Origin of the sequence: Ensifer sp. Root127, assembly GCF_001425225.1 — a bacterium.
Classification (GTDB): domain Bacteria; phylum Pseudomonadota; class Alphaproteobacteria; order Rhizobiales; family Rhizobiaceae; genus Ensifer; species Ensifer canadensis.
In genome coordinates, this window is sequence record NZ_LMDX01000005.1 from 99,289 (window position 1) to 117,211 (window position 17,923).

Below are 17,923 nucleotides of genomic sequence, written 5' to 3' on the forward strand. Positions count from 1 at the left end.
GTCCTAGTTGTCACCAAGGGGCGAAGTCAGGCCGGTTCTTCCAGCCCGACGCTCAGCATACGCAACTCCGTCGTATGGGCATGGTGTGTCTTGCCCGCTCGAAGGTCCTGCGCGCTCAGTTGCTCCACCATTTCGCCGTTCAGCATGACGCCGACCTGACCGCAGAGGTGGGCGATCACCGCCAGGTTGTGGCTGACGAGAATGTAGGTGAGATTTCGCGCTTCGCGAAGATCGGACAATAGGTTGAGGATCTCAGCCTGCACCGAAACGTCGAGCGCACTCGTCGGCTCGTCGAGCAGCAACACCTGCGGATCGGCAATCAGCGCCCGGGCGATCGCCACCCGCTGACGCTGGCCGCCGGACAGCTGGTGCGGAAACCGGAAGCGGGCCGCCTGCGGCAGCGCCACGTCGGACAGCGCCTGAACGATCCGCTTGTCGATATTGTCCATGCCGTGCACGAGCGGCAATTCGCTGAGAATGCGATCGATTGTCTGGCGTGGATGCAGCGAGCCATAAGGATCCTGGAACACCATCTGCACCCGGCGGAAGAAGGCGGGTGGGCGCTTCAGTGCCGCCGCTTCACCGCCAAAGGCGATGCGACCGGCCCAGCTTTCATTGAGCCCGGCCATCGCCCTGAGGATCGTGGATTTGCCCGAGCCACTTTCGCCGACGATGCCGAAGCTGTCGCCCTTCTTCACCGAAAACGAGACACCTTTGACGACTTCGCGGTCGCCGAATCTTATGCGGAGATTTTCAACGTCGATCATGCGGTGAGCCACGATGCATCGCGGTTGAGAACAGGCAACCGGTCCCTGGGATGCGTGAGGGAAGGCATGCAGTTGAGAAGCCCCTTGGTATAGGGGTGGCGGGCGTTCAGCAGCTCGGACGCCTTCAGCTCTTCCATCACGCGGCCGGAATACATCACCGCGACGCGGTCGCAGAAATGCGACACGAGCGGCAGGTCGTGGCTGATGAGAATGAGGCCCATGTTGCGCTCCGACACCAGCTCCTCGATCAGCCGCAGGATTTCTGCCTGCACGGTCGCATCGAGCGCGCTCGTCGGTTCGTCGGCAATCAGCAGCTCCGGATCGGGTGCCAGCATCATCGCGATCATCACCCGCTGGCCCATGCCGCCCGAGACTTCGTGCGGGTAGGCGGCGGCGACTTCGCGCGGATTGCGGATTTTAACCTGGTCGAGGAGATGGATCGCCGCCTCGAGCGCTTGCCTCTTGCTGCCGCCCTTGTGGGCACGCCAGGCTTCCGCCACCTGTCGGCCGATGTTCATCACCGGGTTGAGCGAATATTTCGGATCCTGCAGGATGAAGCCCGCCCGCTTGCCACGGATCTGGCGCATCTGCTTTTCCGAGGCAGAGAGCAAATCGATGCCGTCGAAGGAGAGCCGGTCGGCTGATATGGCGGCATTGGAGGGCAGCAGCTTCATCAGCGCCCGTGCCGTCAGGCTCTTGCCCGAGCCGCTCTCGCCGACGATGCCGAGTTTCTCTGCGCCGAGTGAAAGCGAGATGCCGCGCACCGCCTCGAAGCGCGAGGAGCGGTTCTCGAAGGCGATGCGGAGGTTCTTGATATCAACCAGCATGGTCTCAGTCCCCCTTCGGATCGAGCACGTCGCGCAATCCGTCGCCGAGAAAGTTGAAGGCGAGCGACACGAGGAAGATCGCGATGCCGGGAACGGTGGCGACCCACCACTGGTCGAAGATGAATCGCTTGGCGGTGGCAATCATCGCGCCCCACTCCGGTGACGGCGGCTGCGCGCCCATGCCGAGGAAGCCGAGGCTTGCAGCGGTGATGATGATCGAGCTCATGTCGAGCGTGATGCGCACGATCAGGCTCGGCACGCAGAGCGGCGCTGCATGGCGCATGATGATGCGCCATGGCGATGCACCGGTCAGCCGGCAGGCGGCGATGAAATCGCTGCGGCGCACGGTCATGGTTTCGGCGCGGGCGAGACGCGCATAGGGCGGCCAGGCTGTGAGCGCGATGGCGAGGATGGCGCTTTCGACGCCCGGCTTCAGCGCCGCGACGAAGGCAAGCGCGAGAATGAGCCTCGGGAAGGCGAGAAACACGTCGGTGACCCGCATCAGCACCGTATCGACGATGCCGCCGAAATAACCGGCAATGCAGCCGACAGCGAGCCCGATCGGCGCCACCAGAACGACCACGGAAACCACCATGCCGAGCGTCACGCGACCGCCGAAGAGGATGCGCGAGAAGATGTCGCGGCCGAGTTCGTCGGTGCCGAGCCAATGGGCAGCACTTGGGGCGGCAAGCCGGTTGGCCAGGTTCTGGATCGCCGGATCGTGCGGCGCCAGTACCGGCGCAAACACGGCAAGCAGCGAAAAGACGAGGATGATCGTCAGCCCGATCATCGCCAGCGGGTTGGACCTGAGCTTCAGCCAGATTCGATAGCGATGACCCCAGGAGGCCTGGGTGCGGGAGGCGGGCGTTTCATCCAGCGCCCAGTTTCGAAAGGTCGTAAGCATCATCGGACGCGGGGATCCAGTACACGATAGAGAAGGTCGGCGATGAGGTTGAGGCCGACATAGATGAGGCCGATCAAAAGGGTCGCTCCGACCACGGGGTTCATGTCGGCGTTCATCAGCGACACCGTCAGGTATTGGCCGAGGCCCGGCCAGCTGAACACGGTTTCGGTAACGACGGCGCCTTCGAGAAGTCCGGCATAGGTCAGCGCCAAGACTGTCACCAGTTGCACGGCTACCGTCGGGAAGGCGTGGCTCCAGATGACGGTCGATGCGGAGAGACCCTTGGCGCGCGCGGTGATGACGAACTCGCCCTTCAGCGCATCGACCATGAAGGCTCGGGTCATGCGGGTGATGTAGGCCATGCTGAAATAGGCGAGAATGCAGACCGGCTGCGCCATGTGCGCCACGGCGTCACGGAAAGCATCCCAGTCGCCGGCGATCAGTGTATCGATCGTCAACAGGCCGGTGACCGGATCGATCATGCCGTCGAAGATCACGTCCTGGCGGCCGGGTCCCGGTGCCACGCCAAGCGTCGCGTAGAAGATCAACAGCGAGATCAGCGACAGCATGAACACCGGAACGGAATGACCGGCGAGGCAGACGACGCGGATCGCCTGATCGACGAACTTGCCCTGCCGGACGGCCGCCCAGACGCCGAGCGGAATGCCGATTGCCGCCGACAGCAGCAGCGCCGCCGTCGCCAGCTCCAGCGTAGCCGGGAAGAACCGGGCGATATCGGTCGCAACCGGGTTGCGTGTCAGGATCGACATGCCGAGATCACCGTGCAGCAATTGCCAGAGATAACGGAAGAACTGCACGATCAGCGGCTGGTCGAGCCCCATTTCGATGCGCGCGCGGGTGATCACCGCCTCGGAGGCGTTGTCGCCGACCGCGGCAATCACCGGGTCGACGGGCATGACGCGGCCGATCATGAAGGTGACGATCGTCAGGCCGAGCAGCGTCAGGAAGACGCTGCTCAACGTGGCGGAAAAGCTTCGGATACGCTTGTTCAAGCCTTGGACGCCTCTGCATAGGAATGGGAGTCCGACAGCGTGCCGAGCCGGATGCCGGCAACAGACTTGCGGCAGGCGGCCGTGGTCGTCGTCTGCAGCATGAAGATGAAGGGGCTGTGCTCCATATGGGCGCGCTGCAGCTCCTCGTAGAGCGCGATGCGCTTTGCCGGATCCTGCTCGTCGCGGGCGGCCTCGGCCTTCTTTGCCATCTCGGCGTCCTGCCAGGATGAGCGCCACAGGAAGGGGCGCGACTTGGCATCATCCGAATTGTCGGGGTTGATGTTGAAGACGTCGGCATTGGCGTGCGGGTCGAAGTAGTCCGATCCCCAGGCCGAGAGCGCCATCTGGTGCTCACGGGCGCGCATCTTGGTCAGCACCTGGCGGTTCTCGGCCGCCTGGAGCTGCACGCGGATGCCGATTTCGGCAAGGTTTGCCTGGATCGCCTGCGCCAGATCCGGATAGGGCTGTGCCGAATAATGATCCATCACGATGTCGAAACCGCCTTCGAGGCCCGCCTCGGCCATCAGCGCCTTGGCCCTGGCCACATCCTTCGTAAACGGCGTATCGTTGACGACGCCCGGATAGCCCTCGGGCAGGAAGCTCTGGTGGATCTTGTGGGTGAGGGGCACGATGTTTTCCTGCATGCCCTTGTAGTCAAGTGCGTGCTTGATCGCCTGCCAGACCTCAGGCTTTGCGAGGTTTGCCTGCTTCTGGTTGAGCGAGATCAGCACGAGCGAGGCGACGCCCTTGCGAACCAGCGTGTAGTTCTCGTCGCCCTGCAGGGTGCGCAGCTGTTCGGAGCTGAGGTTGCGGGCGATGTCGGCGTCGCCCTTCTGCAGCATCAGCAGCTGCGACGACGGGTCGGCAACGTGGCGTAGGATGATGCGCTTGATATTGCCCTTGTAGGGGCCGTTCGGATTGACCGTCAGCGCGACGCTCTCGCTCGGCTTCCAGGACTGCAGCGCGAACTCGCCCGAACCGGCGGTGTTCTTCTGCAGCCAGGCGTTGCCGAGGTCGCCGTCGACTTCGTTTTCGAGCGCGGCCTTCTTCTCGACGATGCTGCCGACATTGGCCGAGAGGCAGTAGAGCAGGAAGGAGAGCGATGCCGGCTCCTCGAGCGTCAGGCGTAGGGTCGAAGCATCGACGGCGACGATGCGCTCTTCGACATTCTCCGGCGTGAAGCCGAACTGGGCGATGATGAAGGCCGGGCCTTTGTTCATCTTGATGGCGCGCTGCAGCGAGAAGGCCGCATCTTCTGACGTAACCGGCGCGCCGCTGGCAAAGGTTGCGCCTGCGCGAAGCTTGAAGGTGAAGACCTTGCTGTCGGCATCGGTTTCCCAGGATTCAGCCAGGATCGGGTCGACCTTGTTGGCATCATCAAGGTTGGGATGAACGAGCTTCTGGTAGATATTGCCGCAGATTTCGCTGCCGACTGCCTCGAAGCTCTCATGCGGATCGAGGCTGGTCATGTTGTCGAGCTGCTGAGCGACAACCAGAATGTCCTTCGGCGTTTCGGCGAAGGCCGGAACCAGGCTGACATAGGACAGAAACGGCACGGCAGCGCCGCCGATCAACAGGTTGCGTCTGGAAATCATCGGAAATATCCCCTTCTCGGACTTAACGTCATGCGAACGGCCGTCGTGAGGTTTTCGCAGTTCACCTCACCGCCAACCGTGTTCCCTTGTTAGTGGCCGGATTAAGCACAACATGGCTTGGTGCTACCAATTCCGATTTCGGCAGGGCCTATGCATGGTTTGCATTTGCGCCGATGGACGGCTTTCCCCTAGGGCTGTCAGATGATTATGTTCGCGCGCGACGGCCAGTTTGAGTCGTGCGCAGTCGGCCGCCGTGGGCGGCAAACAAGTTGAAAGGCGGTCCCCAATTGGCAACACAGGCGAAAATTCCGGTCTTCGATGGACATAACGATGTGTTGTCCCGCTTGTGGCACTCGCAGCAGGCAGACGCCGAGGCCCGCTTCGTTGACGGCGGCGGCAGCGGTCATATCGATCTCGTCAAGGCGGAAAAAGGTGGGCTCGCCGGTGGTCTTTGCGCTGTCTATGTCGCGTCGCCCAGCATGCAGAAGGATGCCAATGGCGATTTCGCAACGCCGGATCAGCAGGATGCGCTGAAGAGCACGCTCGGCATGGCAAGCCTGCTCATGCGGCTTGAGCGGCGAGCGAGCGGCCGTCTGAAGATCTGCCGGTCGGCAGCCGATATCCGCCAGGCCATCGCCGACGGTGTGTTCGCCTCGGTGCTCCACGTCGAAGGTGTCGAAGCCTTCGCCGCCGATCTCGATGCGCTTTACGTGCTGCACGCCGCCGGCCTGCGCACGCTCGGGCCTGTCTGGAGCCGGCCGAACATCTTTGCCTATGGTGTGCCGTTCCGTTTCCCGTCGTCGCCGGATATCGGTCCCGGCCTGACGGAAAGCGGCAAGGATCTGATCCGGGCGTGCAACGAGCTCAGGGTCATGGTCGACCTGTCGCACATGAACGAGCAGGGATTCTGGGACATTGCCGCTCTGTCCAATGCGCCGCTGGTCGCCTCGCATTCCAACGTGCATGCGCTTTGCCCGCACAGCCGCAACCTCACGGATCGCCAACTCGACGCCATCAAGGATACCAGCGGCCTTGCCGGCATCAATTTCGGCGTGTTGTTCTTGCGGTCTGATGGCATCAAGAACCCGGACACCAGCCTCGAGCTTTTGGCCGATCACATCGACTACATCGCCAACCGCATCGGCATCGATCATGTCGCGCTCGGCTCCGACTTTGACGGCACCACGATCCCCGCGGCGATGCGCGACGCGGCCGACCTGCAGCAACTGGTCGACGTGCTCCGCAAGCGAGGTTACGACGAGGCGACGCTCGCCAAGGTTTGCCACGGCAACTGGATCCGGGTGCTGGAAACGACCTGGGGCGCGTAAGATAGGGCGCGCAGCGAGCCTTATCAGTTCGCTGCGATTGCTGCTCCTGCCTCGTCGAACAGCGACGATCTCGCCGCATCAATACTGATGCCCACGGTCTCGCCGATGCGATAGGGCGTATCGGCGGGGGCGCTGACGTTGATCAACCCGAGTTTGCCGGCGCGCACGAAGACGCTGGTGTTGCCGCCAAGATATTCGCTGACCTCGACGGTGCCCCGGCAATGGCCGCTTTCGGGCGAAACCAGAGACAGATGTTCGGGCCGGGCGCCCAGATGCGCTGGCGCTGCAGCGTCGGATACTCGCAGCTGAATGCTGCCTTCGCCGGATAGGTCGAGCCCGCTAGCGCCGGGCTGGCAGGCCAGAAGGTTCATCTTCGGACTGCCGATGAACTGGGCGACAAACAGATTGGCGGGCGTCTGGTAGAGCGCCTGCGGGCTGCCCTGCTGCATGATGCGTCCGTCCTTCATCACCACGATCCTGTCGGCAAGTGTCATCGCCTCCACCTGATCGTGGGTGACGTAGATCATCGTCGCGCCGAGGGTGCGGTGCAGCTTGGCGATTTCGAGCCGCATGTCGACGCGTAGCGCCGCATCGAGATTGGAGAGCGGCTCGTCGAAGAGGAAACCGACGGGTTCGCGAACGATCGCTCGGCCGATCGCGACGCGCTGGCGCTGGCCGCCGGACAATTCCTTCGGGTAACGCTCGAGCAGGTGGGTGAGCTTCAAGGTCTCGGCGGCCGCCTCGACCTTGGCCTTGATCCGCCCAGTGGGCAGCTTTGCCAGCTTGAGGCCGAACCCCATGTTGCGGCGGACCGTCATGTGCGGGTAGAGCGCGTAGGACTGGAACACCATAGCGAGCTTGCGCTCGACCGGGGAGGCCGCAGTCACGTCGCGGCCGTCGATGAAGAGCTGGCCGGAGGTGGTCTCCTCCAGCCCGGCGATCATGCGCAGCAGTGTGGACTTACCGCAGCCGGAAGGGCCGACGATGACGACGAATTCGCCGTCGGCGATGTCGAGGTCGAGTTCGCGGATGATCTCCAGGTTGCCGTATTGCTTGCCGGCCTTTTTAAGTGAAATCGTAGCCATGGTTGTCTCCGAAATAAAGGTCAGCCCTTGACCGCGCCTGCTGTCATCGAGCCGCTGATCTGGCGATACATGATGAGGCCGAGCAGGACCGGGGGAAGCGCGCCGACGATCATCACGGCAGACGCCACGCCCCATTGCACGCCGCCGCCGCTGGCGGCGAAGAAGAACGAGGCGCCGACGGTGATTGGTACGGCCTTGGACGTCGTCAGCATCAGGCCGAACAGGAACTCGTTCCAGGCGGTGATGAAGCCGAAGATCAGGCTGGTGACGATGGCAGGGCGGCAGACAGGGGCGATCACCTTGAAGAGGATCTGCGTCCGGCTGGCGCCATCCATGAGCGCGGCCTCGTCGAGCTCGGCCGGCAGGTCACGGATGGCGTTGACGAGGATAACGAGCGCCAGCGGCAGGTTGACGATGGTCAGGATCAGCCCGAGGCCGAGACGGGTGTCGAGCAGCGCCAGCCACTGGAACATCATATAGAGCGGGATCGCGAAGATGATGAGCGGAACGGCGCGCAGGTTGACGATGAACGGCAGCAGCGTCCGCTCGCCGAGCCGGCCGCGGGCAATCGCGTAAGCCGCGGGAAGGGCGAGCGCCACCGCCAGCAACGTGCCGATCAAGGCGACCGAGAGGCTGTTGAACAGATAGAGGAAGATGTTCAACCGGTCCGTCACCTGGAAGACCGCGAGATAGTTGTCGAGCGTTGGCGACTGCACCCAAAGGCCGGGATTGGTCGACAGCTCTCTGGTGCTCTTGAACGAGGTCGAAAGGGTCACCAGGATCGGAAAGTTCATGGCGAATGCGGCGATCGCAAATACCAGCCAGCGAAGTGCTGTCATCATCGGGCCGCTCCCTTCCGCCGGCTGGCAATGAAATTGAGGCCGTAGAGGACGGCAAAGGAGACGACGAACAGGATCACCGAGGCGGCGACCGCCTTGCCGATGGCACCCTGCTTGAAGAACGCCTCGTAGATGTAGATCGACAGCGATGCCGTCGAGCCGCCGGGGCCGCTGCCGGTCAGGACATAGACGTTGTCGAAGACGCGGAAGCCGTCGATGAAACGGATGAGCAAGGCCACGACGATCGTCGGCAGCATCAAGGGCAATTCGATGTACCAGAGCCGATGATGACTCTTGGCGCCGTCCATGGCCGAAGCTTCGGCGATCTCGGAGGGGATCGCCTGGTAGGCCATGTAGAACAGCAGCAGCGCGAACGGCGTCCACTGCAGCGTCTCGACGACCACGAGCGTCCAGAAGGCTGAGCCGGGGCCGAGAAACGACAGGCTCGCGCCGAAATAGGTCCAGAGATAATAGGGCACGGGGCCGACGAACTCGTGTAGGACGAGCCGATACATCAGGCCGACCAGCGCCGGCGCTACCATCAGCGGCAGCATCAGGATCGCCATCAGCCAGCTGCGCCGCTCGATCAGCGGCGACAGGAATATGGCGAGGAAAAGCCCGAGTGTGCATTCGAGTGCGGCCGTCAGAAGACCAAAGCGGAACGAGAACCAGCTTGCCTGCCAGAAGGCGCTATCGCTCCACACGGCGGCGAAATTCTTGAAGCCGGACAATTCGGGCTGGCGCAACGTCTCGAACGAGACGTCGGAGACCGAATAGATCAGGTTGACGATCGCGGGAAAGCCGAGAAAGACAAGGAGGAACAGCACCACGGGCGTGGCGAGTAACCTGAATTCCTGGACAAGGGGGCGTTGCGAGGCTTTCGTCATCGGACCGATCTGTGTCTACCTGTCTTAGGGTGTCGGCGGCTCACGGAGAGACAGTTCCCGGCGGGCGCCTGTCACTCCTTAACTACCGGTCTTGCCGAAGGGCACCGGCGACAGTCACCCGCCGCCGGTGCTTTCGCTTATTTCAGCAGTTCGGCCATGCCCTTTTCGGTATTGGCGAGCGCATCGTCGATCGATTGCTGGCCGGACCAGTAACCGGTGAACTCCTTGGCCTGCAGTTCATAGACCGACAGCGCCTTGGCCGAGGTGCCGCCGTTCATGACATAACCGTACTTGCCGGCGAATTCGCCGAGCTTGACCAGATCCGGCCGTGCTTCCGCGACTTCGGCGACCACCTCGGGTGTCAACGCCGGTGCGCCGTTGTTCCTGGCATAGATCAGCGCCGCTTCTTTCGAAGACAGCCATTTCAGGAACAGGGCCGCCCCTTCCTTGTTCTCGGCGTTCTTGTTGAGACCGAAGCCGAGGCCGTGGATATGGGTGAAGCGCCCTTCCGGACCGGCGGGAGGGGCTACGGTATCGGTGACCTCGGCCACAGTGGGTGACTTTTCCTTACTGGTCAGATCGCCGGCGGCGGCGTTCCATTGCAGCATGGCCGCCACCTGACCGGAAGCAAAGGCCGCGTTCGCTTCCGCAAACTCGTAGGAGAGCGAGTCGCGCGGGGTTGCGCCGTTGTCGTAGAGCAGCTTGTAGATTTCCAGGCCCTTGCGATAGGCGTCGGAATTGACGGTGATCTTGCCGCTGTCGTCCATCCAGTTGGCGCCGTAGGCACGCGGCACCGACTGCCAGATCATGATGTTGAACAGCAGGTTCTTGAGCTGCAGCACGGTGCCGTAGCGCGTCGGGCTGTCCGGATTGACGGCTTGCGTGAAGTAAAGCGCCGTTGCGGCATAGTCGTCCCAGGTCCATTCGTCCGGAGCCTTCGGCTCCAGCTTCTTGCCCAGGTATTTCTCCGAGATCTCCGCATATTTCGCCTTTGCCGCATCGTCCTTCATCAGGGCGTCGATGAGGTCCTTGCGGAAGTACATGAAATGCAGCGACAGGTCGGTCGGCACGCCGTACTGCTTGCCTTCATACTGCATCGTCGAAAGCACCGAGTCGCCATAGACGGCCTTGGCCTCTTCAGACAGTACGACCGGCTCCATGAACGGCGCGTAGCGGCCGATCGAGTAGGTGGCGAGCAGGTTGAGGTCGAATGCCTTGGAGCCGGCGGCAAGGTCGGCCTGCAGCTTGTCCCAGAAGCCCTCACGGTTGAAGAACAGCAGCTCGACCTTGTCCTTGTCGGCAACGTCGGGCTTTGCGTTGTAGGTGTCAGCGGCGGCGCGCAGCGCCACTTCCTCCGGGCCGCCGGGCCAGCCGAGCACGGTGACTTCTGCCAGTGTCGGGCTTGCCAGAAGGCCGGCGATACTGGCTGCGAGCAGCGCTCCTCGTTTCATGGTCGCAAGTGTCATCTTTGGTTCTCCCTCAAAGTTGTTGTTGACGCTCTGCAAGATCTGCGATTCCGACCACGCCAGCGTTCTCCCCGAGTTCGGCGGCGTGGATCGATGGCTTGAGGCGCGGCGGAAGGTCGCCCAGCGCGCGCTCGATGGATGTCAGGTAGCCCGGCGCCAGCCCAATGCCGCCGCCGATGACGATGCGCTTCGGATCGAGCGCGAGTTGAATATTGCGGCACAGCAAAGCCGTTTGGCGTGCCGAGGCCTCGACGATCCGGCGCGCCCACTCCTGCCCGGCGTCGGCCGCTGCAAAGACCTCGCGGGCGGTGGCATCCTTTTGATGGACGCTGGCCTCCCCGGCTATCCAATGGCCGGAAACCTGGTCTTCGAGCGTATGGTGCGTCGCCTCATCAAGGCGGAACTGGCCAAAGTGCCCGGCAAGGCCCCCGAGCAGACGGCCGTTGACGACGATGCCGCCACCAATGCCTGTTGAAACCGTGAGGAAAACCATGTCCTCGCGCCGGCCGGCGCCGAAGCTGAACTCGCCCCAGGCCGCCGCCTGGGCGTCGTTGGCGGCAAGGACGGGCGAGCCCGAAAGTGCCGCGACCACGTCGGTCAGCGGGAAGCGATCGGGGATATCGAGCGTGTTGCGGTTGAGCGCCGACCAATGGCCATCGTCGACGATGCCGGTAACGGCGACGCCGACCTTGTCGTAGCGACCGTTCCACATGGTGATGGCGTCGAACAAAGCCTGCAGCCATTCGGCCGGATCGCCGCCGCGGGGTGTCGCCATCTTGTGCGTTTCGAGAACGGTCCGGTCGCGCACCAGCGCCGCCAGCATCTTCGTGCCGCCAAGGTCGATGGAGAGGGTGGCCTGCGCCTGCGCCATCACATTCATGCCCCGCTCGATGCCAGGGTTTCGTCGAGCGCTGTGCGGAACCAGGAGGTCACGTGTTCCGGCCGGGTAATGGCGGAGCCGACAACGACGGTGAAGGCGCCGACCCGCAGCGCTTGCGACGCCTGTTCCGGGGTGCGGACGCAGCCTTCCGCAACGACGAAGGGTGTGAGCCTGCGCATGGCGGCAATGAGCGCGAAGTCCGGTTCGGTCGGCTCCACCGGTCCGGTGTAGCCGGCGAGTGTCGAGCCGACGATTTCGGCGCCTTCGCGCAAGGCCTGCGCCGCGTCGCTGCTGACAGAGCAATCGGCCATGGCGATCTTTCCTGTTGCCTGGATGCGCTCGATCAGGCGCCTGGTCTCGACCGGGCGCGTCCGTTGCGTGGCGTCATAGGCGATGATATCCGCGCCCGCCGCGGCCAATGCATCTACATCCTCGATCAGCGGCGTGATGCGAACAGGCGAGGTCGTCAGGTCGCGCTTGACGAGGCCGATGATCGGCCGGTCGGTCGCCTGGCGAACGGCGCGGACGTAGTCGGCAGATTCGATCCGGAGCGCCGCCGCACCGCCATTAAGCGCCGCCAAGGCGAAGCCGACGACCATCGCCGCGTTGTCCATGACGCCGCCTTTGACCGGCTGGCAGGAAACGATCAGTCCGTTCTTCAGGCTTTGGATCTCGAATGTCACGCCGGCTCCTCTGGCGCGGGTAACGACCTTTGGCGATATCAGCCGCTCCCCGCACGCATTTGCTACTCGGCCGCATCATGGCTTTGAGGCTGTGTCAGCCCGTACCGTTGCGACCCGATCAGGCCATTACGGTAACAGGGCAAGACCAGATTGCAACAGGAAGTAAACTGGTATTATCGCATCAATTCGATGACGAAGTCGTAGACGTCGCCGCGATATTTGGTCTGGGTAAACTCGACGATCTGGCCGTCGGCGAGGAAGCAGCGGCGCTCCATGATCAAAAGGCTGGTGCCTTCGGGTGTCGCGAGCAGGCGGCGTTCTTCCTCGCTCGCCGGCTTTGCCTGCATGCGCTGCAGCGCCCGGACGGGAAGGGCGCCATGGGCGGCCAGATACTCGTAGAGCGAGGCGCCGATCGCCTCAGGCTGCGGCACGAAACGGGCGGGGAGTGCCGCGGTCTCGATGGCAATCGGGGTGTTGTCGGCGGTGCGCAGCCGCCGCAGGCGAACGATCTTTTCGCTGACGGGAATGCCGAGCGCCATCATCTCTGCCGGCGACGGGCGGCTGATCTCCCGCGAAATCCAGACGCATCCGGGTTCGAGCCCGCGCGACCGCATATCCTCCGAAAAGCTTGTCATCGTCGCCAGCGATTTTTCGACACGCGAAGAGACGACGGTCTTTGCGCCCTGGCGCCGATCCAATAGCCCTTCGGCGACCAGGCCCTCAATGGCTTTTCTCACTGTCACGCGCGATATCGCCAGACCCTCGCTCAGGTCCCGCTCGCTCGGAATGACTGCACCATGCCGTATGACGGAGGCGCCGATCGCCGCCTTGATCGCTTCGCCGAGCCGGCGGTAGAGCGGCTCGCCGCTCTCGCCGGACATGGTCTGCAACAGAAAATCGAGAGTTGCTTGATCGCTCATGGAGACACCTGCTTGAGATGCCTCCTTATGCAATATTTTTGCCCGGTGTTAAACTGGTATTGTACTGGGGGCCGAATTTTACGGCTTTTACCAAGCCGGTGCACGGCTCGACCGTTTATCAAGCCAGACTCAACGTCTGGCCTGCGGTGCCTGCACGATCGCCGCGACGATGAGGCGTACCAGTGGCAGCACGAGCAGCAGGCTTGGAAACGCCACCAGCCACGAAATGCCCCAGGCCTTCATCCACAGGGAGAACAGATCGGCTCTGAAGCCGGCATTGGCCGTGGTCGAGACGGCCGAGACGAGGCAGGACATCAGCACCGACAGCACCAGTGGCATGGCGACGGCGTTATAGCGCGGAGGAAGTTTCTTCGGCATTTGGGTCATGCTCCGGTTTCAAGGTTCAGGCGTGGGGCTGAAGGCGGGGATTGGCGCCGGCCGCCAGCTCTTCGATGAAGGACTGCAGGCTCCGGGGTTCCCGCCCAAGAGCGGCCCTGAGCGACAGGCTGTTGCCGCCAAGGCCGACGGCTGCGTAGTGCTCATAAACCTTGGCGAGCAGGCTTAGCTGGTGCTCGGTGTATTTTGCCCGCGCCGGAGCGGCCCATTCGTGGAAGCCGATCTCACCGGCCGCGATCGGCCGGCCAAGCGCCTTTGCCATCATCTCGGCGATCTCTTCCCTGTTGTGGCGACCATCGGCGCAGAGCTCGAGGCTGGCGTAGGCGAGCCGGTCCTCGGTCAGCGCGATCGCCGCCACCTCGGCGACGTCACGATAGTCGACGCGTGCCACACGCGCGGTCTTCGGAAAGGGTTCGGAAAAGACGCCCTGTTCGACGACGGTCGGCCAGGCTGAGCGGATGTTCTGCATGAAGTTTGCCGGGTGCAGGATGGTGTATTCGAGATTGGACGAATAGAGCGCATCCTCGACCGGTATCTTGGCAGCATGGTTCTTCAGCCGCGTGTTCGTCGGCTGAATGACCGAGGAGAAGAGGAACTTCCTCACGCCCGCACGGACCGACGCGTCGACCATCGCGATGCCCATCGCCGTTTCGTCCGGCGCGAAAGCCGGTCCGAGATGAAAGACGCCGTCGACGCCCTGCAGTGCGATGTCGAGGCTGTCGCGATCTCTAAGGTCGCCGACCGCAACCTGTCGGGCGCCAAGTGATTGCGCCAGGCCGATATTGGACTGATCCCTGATCAGGGCGCGCAAGACGGCGCCGCGGCGGACCAGTTCGGGCATGACAAGCCCGGCAAACCGGCCGGTTGCCCCGACGACAAGTATCCTATTTCCGGTCGCTTTCTTGCCTCTCGCTGTCATGCGATTTCGCCTTCCTGTGCTCGTCACTTCAATGTGAACGCAGATTATCGTTCGGCAAAAATTTGGACAATCATCCAAAAATGTGATTTATTCTCTACAAAAGCGGGATAATGGAATGAGCCGTATCGAAGACCTGGAAGTGTTCGTCGCCGTGGTGGAACTCGGCAGCCTGACGGCGGCGGCCAGCCGTCTTGCGCGGCCGTTGCAAACCGTCAGCCGTGCGCTTGCCGCTCTTGAAGACGATATTGGCGTGGAACTCATCCACCGCACGACGCGCCGCTCGACGCCGAGCGAGGCTGGCGAAATCTTCTATCGCCGGATCAAACCTGCCGTCGATGAAATCCGCGAAGCCAGGCTTGAGGCGGCACAGCGACGGATGGAGCCTTCAGGCGTGCTGCGGATCGGCGCGCCAGCGCTGTTTGCCCCGCGCTTCCTGATGCCGATCGTCGCCGAGTACATGCGGAAACATCGAAAGGTCGAGGTCGAACTCGACCTTTCCGATGCGTTCGTCGACCTCGCAGACGGCGGGCTCGACATGGTGGTGCGGATTGGAGACCTTGCTGACTCCGGTCTGATGGGAAAGCGATTGGGCGCGCTGCGCCGTGTGGTTTTCGGCACGCCGTCCTATTTCGCCGACCATGGCCGGCCGATGCATCCAAATGAACTCAAGCAGCACAATTGTGTCGTTCGTTCAGGTGGCGACCGGCCCGGCGCGTGGATGTTCTCGATCGACGGCAAGCCGCGTGAGGTCAAAGTAGCCGGCCCGTTGCGGGTAAACGCCATGACGGCAATCTATGCCGCCGTCTGCGAGGGGCTCGGTCTTGGCTACTCTCCGCTCTGGCAGATCGAGCACTTGATCGCCGAGGGTCGGGTCGAGATTGTACTTCAAGAGTTCGAGCCTGCGCCCGTTCCGATCCACGTGCTGTGGCGCGAGGGCAGGGTGCCGACGGCAAAGGTCCGGACATTTATCGACCTCCTCAGCAAACGGCTCAAACTCGATCATCTCTGACGGAGGCTGCGCACCTGCCGTCTACTTCGCGAACTTCTTTGCGCCAGCTACGCACAGCACGATGGCGCCGGTGACAGCCAGCATAGCCCAGCTAACCGGCTCGTGGAGAAGCGCTGCAGCAAGCGTGAGGCCGAAGAACGGTTGAAGCAGCTGCAACTGTCCGACGCCGGCGACGCCGCCAAGCGCGAGTCCGCGATACCAGAAGACGAAGCCGATCAGCATGCTGAAGACCGAGACATAGGCAAGCCCGGTCCAGGCCGCGCCATTCACCATCTCGAAGGACGGCGGGTTCGTGAAGAGGCCGATACCGATCATGACCGGCAGCGACAGTACCAGCGCCCAGCAGATCACTTGCCAGCCGCCGAGCTTGCGCGACAGGCTTGCTCCCTCGGCATAACCAAGACCGCAGACGATGATTGCGGCAAGCATCAGGAGGTCGCCGACCGGCGAGGCCGAAAAGCCCTGCGTGAGCGCGAAACCGGCAACCAGTGCACTGCCGAGGCAGGAAAACAGCCAGAAGGCCGGATGCGGTCGCTCGCCGCCGCGAAGCACGCCGAAGACCGCGGTCGCCAAGGGCAACAATCCGACGAAGACGATCGAATGGGCCGATGTCACATGCTCAAGCGCCAGCGCGGTCAGCAGCGGAAAACCGAGTACGACGCCGAAGGCAACGATCGCCAACGAGAAGAGATCGGCACGTGTCGGCTTGGGTTGGCGAAAGACAAGGAGCAGGCAGAGCGCAAGTGCACCGGCGATGGCCGCGCGCGCGACCGTCAGGAACACCGGGTCGAAGTCCATGACGGCAGCGCGTGTGGCCGGCAGCGAGCCGCTGAAAATCAACACACCCAGAAAGCCGTTTATCCAGCCGGTCGTCGTTCTGTCCATTGTCGTCTCCAATGAAAGAACACAAGGGGCGAAACGCCTTCGATTGGCGGCTTTTCCTTGGGTTCGGTTGGTTATTGATCGGCATTTGCGCCGATCGGCTAAATCTCTTCCTTCCGCGCGACAGGCATCTGCCGTTCGGTTCTTGAACCAGCTTTCCTTGGGTTCGGTTGGTTATTGATCGGCATTTGCGCCGATCGGCTAAATCTCTTCCTTCCGCGCGACAGGCATCTGCCGTTCGGTTCTTGAACCAGTCTCCAATGCGTGACCCTGATGCCGTGCTGGCTTCGGTCACAGAGTGGCGTTCGGCTCCCGGCTTCCCATTCTCCTTGAGGAGCGCAGCCCAGTCCTGCCGGGCTCGCTAGACGACAATCAGGACAGCCGGGATATCGTCGACGCGCCTTCCGTGGTGCTGGTGCCGCGCGGCTCGTAAGCGCGCTGGTCACGCAGGATCTGGAAGGCGATCGTCAAAAGCTTGCGCGCGATCGCCACACGCGCCTTGTTGGTTCCTCTGATCTTCAGATGCTCGTACTGGTCATGAAGTTGCGCATCGCTGGCGATGGCGGGGGTGACGGCTTCGACGAAAGCCCAGCGCAGCCACTTGTTGCCCTGCTTGATGATCTTGCCGTGAAAGGTCTTGCCGCCGCTCGAATAGGTCGAGGGCACCAGTCCGGCATAGGCGGCGAGCTTCTTCGGATTGCGAAAGCGGGATACATCGTCAATCTCCGCGTCGATCAGCCGGGCGAAGAACTCGCCGATGCCGGGGATCGTCTTCAACAGCTTGACGTTGGCATTGGCCTTGGTCATCGCCCGGATCGTTGCTTCCGACTGCTTGATCCGCCCGTCGATGTCGCCGATGAAGGCGAGGCCACGGTCGATCTGGATGCGGTCGATCTCCGAGACGTTGACTTGCGCCAGCTGGACGCGGCCGGCCTTGCCAAACAGATCCCCGAGCTTCTTCAGCTGTGCCGTCTGCTCCGGATAGCGATCAAACACCGTGACAATGCGGTTCTTCGTCATCGTGCGCAGCCGCACGTAAAACATCCGCTCGCGCAGGGCGACGCGCAGGTCTCTTGCTCGTTCGCTGGGCGCCCAGGCCTCCGGCACCAGGTCGGCCCTGAGCAGATGCGCGAGCACCGTCGCATCGATCTTGTCGGTCTTGATCTTGGCGTCGGCAATCGCCTTGACCTTCAAGGGATGGGCGAGAACGACATCATCGCAAATGTCGTCGAGCCAGTCGTACATCACCATCCAGTTGCGCGTCGCCTCGACCACAGCATGCGAGTTCTCGCGGTAGCGTTCCAGAAACCCACCGAGCGACTGGCGATCGTTCTTCACCCGGCCCGATCTGAGCGTCTTGCCGCTGCTGTCCTGCACCACCAGATGACTATAGGATTTGTGGTAGTCGACGCCGATATGGTAATCATAAGAGGCAGTCATGCTTCCAACTCCCTTGTTGAGATCTTCGAAACCCCAATAAGGTAAGCCGAAAGGCCGGAAGCGTGACTGTCCCTCGATCATCA

The 17,923-nt window shown here is 62.7% G+C and carries 18 protein-coding genes; 2 read left to right on the plus strand and 16 right to left on the minus strand.

Annotation, left to right across the window (positions count from 1 at the left end):
• Window positions 1–26: 26 nt before the first annotated feature.
• From ASD03_RS09625 to ASD03_RS09645, 5 genes are read right to left on the minus strand one after another with little or no spacing between them, the layout of a single operon-like run.
• Entirely contained in the window at window positions 27–767 is a 741-nt protein-coding gene (locus ASD03_RS09625; protein ID WP_025428396.1) for an ABC transporter ATP-binding protein, read from the minus strand.
• A complete protein-coding gene (locus tag ASD03_RS09630; protein ID WP_025428397.1) occupies window positions 764–1,594 on the minus strand; it encodes an ABC transporter ATP-binding protein in 831 nt (276 codons plus the stop codon). Before ASD03_RS09630 ends, ASD03_RS09625 begins: the two co-directional genes overlap by 4 nt.
• Window positions 1,595–1,598: 4 nt before the next feature.
• The gene (gene nikC, locus ASD03_RS09635) at window positions 1,599–2,501 is read right to left on the minus strand and encodes a nickel transporter permease (RefSeq protein WP_025428398.1); all 903 of its coding nucleotides are present in this window, start codon (window positions 2,499–2,501) and stop codon (window positions 1,599–1,601) included.
• Window positions 2,498–3,511, minus strand: coding sequence for an ABC transporter permease (locus ASD03_RS09640; RefSeq protein ID WP_025428399.1), 1,014 nt, complete (start codon window positions 3,509–3,511; stop codon window positions 2,498–2,500). Before ASD03_RS09640 ends, nikC begins: the two co-directional genes overlap by 4 nt.
• The gene (locus tag ASD03_RS09645) at window positions 3,508–5,106 is read right to left on the minus strand and encodes an ABC transporter substrate-binding protein (protein ID WP_057207566.1); all 1,599 of its coding nucleotides are present in this window, start codon (window positions 5,104–5,106) and stop codon (window positions 3,508–3,510) included. Before ASD03_RS09645 ends, ASD03_RS09640 begins: the two co-directional genes overlap by 4 nt.
• Before the next feature lie 287 nt (window positions 5,107–5,393).
• On the opposite strand from ASD03_RS09645, the gene ASD03_RS09650 reads away from it, so the two are divergent.
• Window positions 5,394–6,434: a dipeptidase gene (locus ASD03_RS09650; RefSeq protein WP_025428401.1), complete on the plus strand. Its 1,041-nt coding sequence runs from the start codon at window positions 5,394–5,396 to the stop codon at window positions 6,432–6,434.
• Between the two features lie 23 nt (window positions 6,435–6,457).
• On the opposite strand, the gene ASD03_RS09655 is transcribed toward ASD03_RS09650, so the two are convergent.
• The 9 genes from ASD03_RS09655 to ASD03_RS09695 all read right to left on the minus strand — a co-directional run bounded on the left by ASD03_RS09655 (window position 6,458) and on the right by ASD03_RS09695 (window position 14,509).
• Complete coding sequence (locus ASD03_RS09655) at window positions 6,458–7,519, minus strand: ABC transporter ATP-binding protein (protein WP_057213060.1); 1,062 nt, start codon at window positions 7,517–7,519, stop codon at window positions 6,458–6,460.
• Window positions 7,520–7,539: 20 nt separating this feature from the next.
• Window positions 7,540–8,361: a carbohydrate ABC transporter permease gene (locus ASD03_RS09660; protein WP_025428403.1), complete on the minus strand. Its 822-nt coding sequence runs from the start codon at window positions 8,359–8,361 to the stop codon at window positions 7,540–7,542.
• Window positions 8,358–9,245 (minus strand): sugar ABC transporter permease, encoded by an 888-nt coding sequence (locus ASD03_RS09665; protein ID WP_025428404.1) that lies wholly within the window; start codon window positions 9,243–9,245, stop codon window positions 8,358–8,360. The genes ASD03_RS09660 and ASD03_RS09665 overlap by 4 nt, the downstream gene beginning before the upstream one ends.
• 137 nt (window positions 9,246–9,382) lie before the next feature.
• The gene (locus ASD03_RS09670) at window positions 9,383–10,696 is read right to left on the minus strand and encodes an extracellular solute-binding protein (protein WP_025428405.1); all 1,314 of its coding nucleotides are present in this window, start codon (window positions 10,694–10,696) and stop codon (window positions 9,383–9,385) included.
• Between the two features lie 28 nt (window positions 10,697–10,724).
• The gene (locus tag ASD03_RS40350) at window positions 10,725–11,591 is read right to left on the minus strand and encodes an ROK family protein (protein ID WP_244494618.1); all 867 of its coding nucleotides are present in this window, start codon (window positions 11,589–11,591) and stop codon (window positions 10,725–10,727) included.
• Entirely contained in the window at window positions 11,588–12,274 is a 687-nt protein-coding gene (locus tag ASD03_RS40355; protein ID WP_038577785.1) for a putative N-acetylmannosamine-6-phosphate 2-epimerase, read from the minus strand. The genes ASD03_RS40350 and ASD03_RS40355 overlap by 4 nt, the downstream gene beginning before the upstream one ends.
• A 173-nt stretch (window positions 12,275–12,447) precedes the next feature.
• On the minus strand, window positions 12,448–13,194 hold the full coding sequence (locus tag ASD03_RS09685) for a GntR family transcriptional regulator (RefSeq protein ID WP_025428406.1): 747 nt from the start codon (window positions 13,192–13,194) through the stop codon (window positions 12,448–12,450).
• Between the two features lie 129 nt (window positions 13,195–13,323).
• On the minus strand, window positions 13,324–13,572 hold the full coding sequence (locus tag ASD03_RS09690) for a DUF2798 domain-containing protein (RefSeq protein WP_198956878.1): 249 nt from the start codon (window positions 13,570–13,572) through the stop codon (window positions 13,324–13,326).
• 25 nt (window positions 13,573–13,597) lie between these two features.
• Window positions 13,598–14,509: an NmrA/HSCARG family protein gene (locus ASD03_RS09695; protein WP_057213061.1), complete on the minus strand. Its 912-nt coding sequence runs from the start codon at window positions 14,507–14,509 to the stop codon at window positions 13,598–13,600.
• 115 nt (window positions 14,510–14,624) lie between these two features.
• Here ASD03_RS09695 and ASD03_RS09700 point away from each other — a divergent pair, with 115 nt between their 5' ends.
• Window positions 14,625–15,518 carry a LysR family transcriptional regulator gene (locus ASD03_RS09700; RefSeq protein ID WP_025428408.1) on the plus strand — a complete coding sequence of 298 codons (894 nt, stop codon included), beginning with the start codon at window positions 14,625–14,627 and terminating at the stop codon, window positions 15,516–15,518.
• Between the two features lie 21 nt (window positions 15,519–15,539).
• Here ASD03_RS09700 and ASD03_RS09705 read toward each other — a convergent pair whose 3' ends face one another.
• The gene (locus ASD03_RS09705) at window positions 15,540–16,403 is read right to left on the minus strand and encodes a DMT family transporter (protein ID WP_025428409.1); all 864 of its coding nucleotides are present in this window, start codon (window positions 16,401–16,403) and stop codon (window positions 15,540–15,542) included.
• A gap of 369 nt (window positions 16,404–16,772) precedes the next feature.
• Window positions 16,773–17,840 (minus strand): IS110 family transposase, encoded by a 1,068-nt coding sequence (locus tag ASD03_RS09710; protein ID WP_057213078.1) that lies wholly within the window; start codon window positions 17,838–17,840, stop codon window positions 16,773–16,775.
• Window positions 17,841–17,923 lie beyond the last annotated feature (83 nt).

Coding starts and splice junctions, on each gene's coding strand:
- ASD03_RS09685 (WP_025428406.1), bottom strand. CDS start 13,194: ATGAGCGATCAAGCAACTCTCGATTTTCTGTTGCAGACCATGTCCGGC.
- ASD03_RS09660 (WP_025428403.1), bottom strand. CDS start 8,361: ATGATGACAGCACTTCGCTGGCTGGTATTTGCGATCGCCGCATTCGCC.
- ASD03_RS09625 (WP_025428396.1), bottom strand. CDS start 767: ATGATCGACGTTGAAAATCTCCGCATAAGATTCGGCGACCGCGAAGTC.
- ASD03_RS09670 (WP_025428405.1), bottom strand. CDS start 10,696: ATGAAACGAGGAGCGCTGCTCGCAGCCAGTATCGCCGGCCTTCTGGCA.
- ASD03_RS09700 (WP_025428408.1), top strand. CDS start 14,625: ATGAGCCGTATCGAAGACCTGGAAGTGTTCGTCGCCGTGGTGGAACTC.
- ASD03_RS09705 (WP_025428409.1), bottom strand. CDS start 16,403: ATGGACAGAACGACGACCGGCTGGATAAACGGCTTTCTGGGTGTGTTG.
- ASD03_RS09695 (WP_057213061.1), bottom strand. CDS start 14,509: ATGACAGCGAGAGGCAAGAAAGCGACCGGAAATAGGATACTTGTCGTC.
- ASD03_RS40350 (WP_244494618.1), bottom strand. CDS start 11,591: ATGAATGTGATGGCGCAGGCGCAGGCCACCCTCTCCATCGACCTTGGC.
- nikC (WP_025428398.1), bottom strand. CDS start 2,501: ATGATGCTTACGACCTTTCGAAACTGGGCGCTGGATGAAACGCCCGCC.
- ASD03_RS09645 (WP_057207566.1), bottom strand. CDS start 5,106: ATGATTTCCAGACGCAACCTGTTGATCGGCGGCGCTGCCGTGCCGTTT.
- ASD03_RS09655 (WP_057213060.1), bottom strand. CDS start 7,519: ATGGCTACGATTTCACTTAAAAAGGCCGGCAAGCAATACGGCAACCTG.
- ASD03_RS09690 (WP_198956878.1), bottom strand. CDS start 13,572: ATGCCGAAGAAACTTCCTCCGCGCTATAACGCCGTCGCCATGCCACTG.
- ASD03_RS09630 (WP_025428397.1), bottom strand. CDS start 1,594: ATGCTGGTTGATATCAAGAACCTCCGCATCGCCTTCGAGAACCGCTCC.
- ASD03_RS09710 (WP_057213078.1), bottom strand. CDS start 17,840: ATGACTGCCTCTTATGATTACCATATCGGCGTCGACTACCACAAATCC.
- ASD03_RS09665 (WP_025428404.1), bottom strand. CDS start 9,245: ATGACGAAAGCCTCGCAACGCCCCCTTGTCCAGGAATTCAGGTTACTC.